The organism is Mesorhizobium sp. M1338, from assembly GCF_040318045.1.
Taxonomy (GTDB): Bacteria; Pseudomonadota; Alphaproteobacteria; order Rhizobiales; family Rhizobiaceae; genus Mesorhizobium.
This window is the reverse complement of sequence record NZ_JAMYLL010000102.1, coordinates 1-5,904: the sequence shown is the minus strand read 5'-3', so window position 1 is coordinate 5,904 and position 5,904 is coordinate 1. Positions and strand designations below refer to the sequence as shown.

Annotated in this window: 5 protein-coding genes; all 5 read right to left on the bottom strand. The window is 61.0% G+C overall.

What is annotated here, in order from left to right; genetic code table 11:
• Positions 1–165: 165 nt before the first annotated feature.
• Positions 166–780 carry a thermonuclease family protein gene (locus NKH19_RS32860; protein ID WP_352983850.1) on the bottom strand — a complete coding sequence of 205 codons (615 nt, stop codon included), beginning with the start codon at positions 778–780 and terminating at the stop codon, positions 166–168.
• Between the two features lie 123 nt (positions 781–903).
• On the bottom strand, positions 904–2,103 hold the full coding sequence (locus tag NKH19_RS32855; RefSeq protein ID WP_352873662.1) for an ABC transporter substrate-binding protein: 1,200 nt from the start codon (positions 2,101–2,103) through the stop codon (positions 904–906).
• Between the two features lie 87 nt (positions 2,104–2,190).
• On the bottom strand, positions 2,191–2,943 hold the full coding sequence (locus NKH19_RS32850) for a lytic transglycosylase domain-containing protein (RefSeq protein ID WP_352873671.1): 753 nt from the start codon (positions 2,941–2,943) through the stop codon (positions 2,191–2,193).
• Positions 2,944–2,975: 32 nt separating this feature from the next.
• A complete protein-coding gene (locus NKH19_RS32845; protein WP_352873661.1) occupies positions 2,976–3,347 on the bottom strand; it encodes a hypothetical protein in 372 nt (123 codons plus the stop codon).
• 60 nt (positions 3,348–3,407) lie between these two features.
• The coding region (locus NKH19_RS32840) for a DUF5801 repeats-in-toxin domain-containing protein (protein WP_352873660.1) at positions 3,408–5,904 on the bottom strand (2,497 nt) is incomplete at its 5' end.

Sequence of the window (5,904 nt, the reverse complement as noted above, 5' to 3'; positions counted from 1 at the left end):
CCCCCGCCCCACAAACTGCACTCGTTTTTGTCCAAACCACAATAAAAAAAAAACAACCACAACCCCCCCCCCCACTAAACCATTAATCGACTCCGGCCCAACGCGCTTTAGGGAAAGCTGCACCCGTGACGGTTAACAAACAAAATATCAGGGTTGAATGGCCGGCTATTGTGCCGAACCGAATATGCCCATCTGCGCATTTCTGGCTGTGGCCTCCGCCTTTCCGTAGATGCCGCTCGGCAGCGCCGTGGCCCAGCCATTGGAGACAAGCCAGGCGCCGACATCCTGCTTGCCCAGCCTGCACGGCGCGGCGATGGCAAAGCGCTCGACGTCCGGCGGCACGAAACATTTCAGCGCGCGTCCCCTCAGCCAGGCATTGAAAGCGGCGCGTGCGCGCTGACCGCATGGCCAGTTGACGTCGTGAAACGAGCAGGATCTGTCGAGGTCGATGCCTTGCGCCCCGCTGATGATCACCTTCCGGCCCACGGATTCGAAAACCACCGACTCCGTCGCGATCGGGCGGTAGAGCAAGACTTCCCGCCAATCCTTGGGCATCGGCGTTTTCGGGGGCACGGCGAGACCGAGCTCGCTGAGCGGCGGGCGGGGCTCGACCCGTTCGATCTCCGCGGGATCGAGCCGTGGCGGAGCGATGAGGTCTTGAGCAACCTTGCGCGCCGGCTCTCGGCGTTGTTCGTCGATAACAGTCGCGGGGGGTCGGATTGGCTGCGTGTCGTCACCATCCTGCGAAGGGGCCAGGACAGGCCGATCGATCGGGAGCAAAGCCCCGGCCCTACCGATCAGCAGGATCCCAGCCAGAAGCAGCAGGCTTCCGAGCCCGATCGCCTGGCGGCTGCGGACAAACCTGCCCATCAGCTCGAACGGGTTCTCAAGGCTTCTCGCCGATCAGAAACCCGACGTCGATTTGGCAACCAGCTTGAGAGCACCTTTTTCAATCCGATAGAACGGCATCGATCGTTCGCTGGATCCGTCGGCCCGAAACCGGAACAGGCCTGTCGATCCACGAAACCCGTTTGGATTTTCGAGAATTTTCTTGCTGAAGCCTTCAGGCCCGACCGAACTGGCAATCCCTGCGGTCAGGGCAACCATATCATAGGCGTAGGCCACGTTGACGTCGGCCGGGTAGTTGTATGTCGTCCTGAAGCGGTCGGCGATCGGCCCGGTTTCGCGCGGATCGAGTGTGGCGATATAGGCCCCCTCGAAAAGCGGATCCATGGGATGGTCCAGCCAACGGTTGGTTCCGACGACGGAGATTTTCTTCCCCGGAATGCCCTTTGATTTGAGGGCGGCAAGGATGGCTGACGGACTGCCATCGCCGCTGGCGACGATGACGGCGTCGGGGGCTTCCACCAGCGAGCCCATGTCGTCGACCGCTTTCGCGCCACTGTCGCCGGCCGAATACGGGACGGTGACCGCCAGCGTCGCGCCGTAGATGCTGAGGCTGTTTGCGACCCGCTTTTCCACGGCGCCGGCGTTTGGCCCTGCCGCGACCAGCAGGACGAACTTCTTGCTGCCTTTCGCCGCCAGTCCCGCGGCGCCCGCGGCGGCGCTGTCCGCTTCGCCCAGCAGCACGGCATAAACCCCGGCGCCGCCGGCGAAATTATCGGCAAGTGCCAGCACCGGTGGCCGCGTCGATCCCGACAGTCTGGCAATATGCTGGGCCGCCGGCAGTTCGGTCGGGCCGATGACGGCCTTCGACCCCGTCGTTATGGCCGTTATCGCCAGTTTGCTGGCCAGAGTGCTGTCGCCTCTGGTGTCCTCTACCGTCAGCGTAAGCAATCCATTGCCGATATCCGTCATCGCCAGCTTGGTGGCATCGAGCATCTTCCTGCCGTTTTCCCCTGCCGTTCCGGCGGCGGACAGCGGCAGCAACATGGTGATCTTCGTCGGACCGGTGCCCAGCGACTGGGTCGCCTGGACTGGACCGGCAACAGCGGCGCCATTCTGCCCGGCAGGTACGGCAACCGCCGCCGGATCGAGCGCTTCGGAAACGCGATCTTTCGATTGGCAGCCCGACACCATGATGGCGAGCGCAAGGGCAATTGCCCATGTCCGTGGACAGGGGATCGGTCGGCCAGCTTCCATGAATACTCCACCCCTATTTGCCACCGGCTTCCCGGTCTGGCCTTCAAGACATGTTACGGCGGACTTGCCGTGCCGTCTGCATTTCTTTTATCCGTGGAAAAGCCTGGCTCTGAGCGCCTTGATCTGTCGTGCCTGCCCGGCACTCCGATACCAGGCGCATTTCATGTACCGCGGCCCGGGCACGAACACGCGGCGCACGCAAACTCCTTTTGCCTGGGCAGGCGCTCCACCCTCTCCTCCTGGCGAAAATGCGGAAAAGCCGAAGGATGCCACCGGCAACGGGCCGGTCACGTCGATCCCCTCCCTTGCCAGGATTGCGCGCGCACGCTGACAGTAGCGCACCGAAAGTGCCGAGAACCGGCTTTCATTGTGCCCGGCGCGATACTTCATGACGGTGGTGCACAGATCGCCCGCGGCCAGCCTGTTGGCCAGCGCAAGATATCTGACCCCCAGCGCGATGTTGGTCGCCGGCGCGCTCAGATCGTCCAGGGAGCCTCGAAATCCAAGCATTCTGGCCGTAGCCGGCATCACCTGCATCAGGCCGACTTCGCCATCGGCGCCCTGCACGCCGGGATCGAACCCGCTTTCGATCTCCATGACGGCATGCGCCAGCAGCGGCTCCATGCCATAGATCGATGCCTGGCAGCTGGCAAACGCCTTGAATGTCTGCCGGGTCCACTGCGTGGCCGCCTCACAGTGCACCGGTGGCACCGGATTGGAGGACTGTTCCACGGAAGGTCGCTCCAGCCAGTTGGCGCTGGCCGGCGTGACAGCATGGCCAAAGCCGATCAACGCGACCGCACCGGCGATCGCGCTCAGGAATGATCCGTCGGCTGTCATGATGGCCAACAGGCGTGGCTTCGCCTATCCGGTCAGTGCATGTACTCGACCATGCGATCGTGAAAACACTCGCATTTGTTGAGTGTGTCTTCGTCCTTGTAGTTCGTCTTCAGGTAGCCGTAAGCCATGCCGCAAGCGACCTTGGCCTCCGACGCCCAGACAAAGACGGGCCGGGACGAGTTGATCCACTCCGAACTGTTGGCGGCGGCCACCGACTCGTCCATCAGCTTCACCACCTGCGTCCTGAGATCGACGATGTTGTCGTTCAGCACCAGGTTGGACGTGCCGACGGTACGGCAATAGTCGCCCGTCGGACCTTCGATGATGTCGGCGGCATAACCCGTCGACCCGACTGCCAGCAACAGCGTCGCAGCGGAAACCAGCAGTCTTGCAGAACGTTTCATGTTGAGCTCCCCTCGATATTAGCGATGTATAACATAATTACGCGGCCGCGCACCATGGCGTTAAACCAGGTTTGCCGTTGTCTGATGCTGGGTTACGCCATCGTCGTAGAGCAGCGTGATAGTGCTGGCCACGGGGTGATTCACTAGCTCCGCCACTGGGACAAAATTGGCCGGATCTCCCGAACCGCCCGTGTCGACACTCAGAGCGCCGGTTCCCGCATCGTAGTTCACGAAGTTGCCGATGTTGCCAGGAGTCGTGTCGAACAGCGCCGATAGGTCGATCTTGTCGCCGTCGCCGCCATTGTAGTCGATGATGACATCCTTGATGTTGAGATCATCGAGCTTGAACGTATCGGCGCCGTTTCCTCCAGTCATGGTGTCCTGGCCGAGGCCTCCGATGAGAAGGTCATTGCCGTCGCCACCGTTCAGAGTATCGGCTCCGGCAAACCCTTGCAGGATATCGTTGCCTTCATTGCCGTTCAGCGTGTCGCCATTGGCCGTACCCTGCATGGTCTCGGCATCCGCCGTGCCAGTATAGGTAACACCGTTGACAACGTGAACGTCCAGTTGCTGTGCCGTTGAGGTATCGCCGTCCGCGTCTTTCACGGTTACGTTGAAGGTGAGATCGGCATTTTGGGCCGTCGTCGTGGTGCTGACGAGCCCGATATCGGAAATCTTGAAGCCGTTATCATTGGTATCGGAGTTCAGGTTTTGAAACCCGGTGCTCGCTCCGCCGGCACCGATGTCACCGTTCAGATTGATCGCTGTGCCGGTGATGCCTTCATCGGTCGGAGTGATCTGTGCACCTACCAGCACATAGTGCTCACCGGCAGTATTGTAGTCATTCGATTCGATGATCAACAGGCCGTCATTGTTGTCGAGCGTTACGCTGGAGTAGATGCCCGGACCAGTGCCCGGGCCTTTGAAGATGTCGGCGTTCTCTACGTACATGGCCTTCGTCGTATAGGTGTCGGCTACCGTATCGTAGAGTTTCAGAATAACGATGAAGTCCTCAGCGTTTCCGATACCATCGAACTTCAGAAACATCGAACTCACCTGGGCAGTGGGCGTCAAACTTGTGAGCCCAGTTGGGTTTGTGGTGAAGAAGTCCATGTCCATGACTTCTCCCTGGCCCATGGTGTCGCCGGCAACGCCGTTTGCCGTACCGGAGATGGACACGAATGCCGAATCCTGGGTGAGATATTCTCCATTCACGTAGGTGAGCGAATTGCCGTCAAGCGAGCCCGATTGCAGGTTATTGGCATCAGTTCCAGAGCCCGGTTCCGCATAGCCGGTAAATTGGATGAACAGGTTTGCATTGACCTGGGCTACCGCCACATCCGGCTGGCTGGCGTCAGGCGTCGAGGTTCCCTCATGATAGCCGACTATAGAAGAAGAATTGCTCACAGTGCTGATCGTCACTGCGGAAATCGGGGCGGCCAGATCCACGGTGTAGGTTCCCGCCACCTTGTCGAAAGTGATGGTGCCTGTTTCCTGGGTGGACACCCCACCCGTGAGATAGCTGAAGCTGAGGTTGAATACGGCCGCCGTTGACGTCTCAGAAGCCCAGGTTACGGTCGGCGACGTGATCGCGTTTGCGGCCACAGTGCCGGCCAAAGTGATGGCGGCAAAGTCAGAATTGACGCTGCTGTAAGTCGTACGTCCGTCAGCACCGATGGAGTAGTCGAACACACCGGTTCCGCTGATGGTCCCGCTATTGGCGAAATAGAGATCTGTCTTGTCGAGAACTGTCGGCCCGTCGTCGTCGAAGGTGATCTGGCTCGACACATCGGCGGTGTTGCTCTTTGCCGTGTCATTGTCGCCGTCCTTGATCGTGACCGTCACGCCGAGGCTGCCGCTGGCCAGCGCCAGCGTCTCGTCGTAACTGTTAAAGCCGTTGCCGGCCGTCGCTTCCGTCGGATGATCCAGCGACAGATACTGCTCGACCGTGACCGCGCCGCTTGTCGCATTGATCGAGATCGCAAACGCCGCCTGGCCATTGAACGCGCCGCCGGACACAATGCCGACAACCGTGTTGCCGACCAGCTGGAGACTGATCGCCGAGCCATCCGTCAGCGTCAGGCCAGAGTTGGCATTCGTCACCGTCAATGCATAGGCCGTGCTCGCCGAGGCCGCGGGACCATCCGCGCCAAACAGCGCGCTTATCGTCACCAGCGCTCCTGCGCTGGTCGCTGTCGAGATATAGCCCGAGCCCGCCACATCGGGATCGTCGCCCTTCACGATGGCGCCCGTGTTGATCGTGGCAACGCCGCTCGAGGTCGCTGTCTCGTCGAGCGCGACCTTCACCGTCGAAGCCGCGGCCACCGTCACCGAGGGCCCGTCGTCGTCGAAGGTGATCTGGCTCGACACATCGGCGGTGTTGCTCTTTGCCGTGTCATTGTCGCCGTCCTTGACCGTGACCGTCACGCCGAGGCTGCCGCTGGCCAGCGCCAGCGTCTCGTCATAGCTGACAAAGCCGTTGCCGGCCGTCGCTTCCGTCGGATGATCCAGCGACAGATACTGCTCGACCGTGACCGCGCCGCTTGTCGCATTGATC

Excerpts from the sequence above, each read along its gene's own strand:
- NKH19_RS32845 (WP_352873661.1), bottom strand. The coding sequence starts at position 3,347 with ATGAAACGTTCTGCAAGACTGCTGGTTTCCGCTGCGACGCTGTTGCTG.
- NKH19_RS32850 (WP_352873671.1), bottom strand. The coding sequence starts at position 2,943 with ATGACAGCCGACGGATCATTCCTGAGCGCGATCGCCGGTGCGGTCGCG.
- NKH19_RS32855 (WP_352873662.1), bottom strand. The coding sequence starts at position 2,103 with ATGGAAGCTGGCCGACCGATCCCCTGTCCACGGACATGGGCAATTGCC.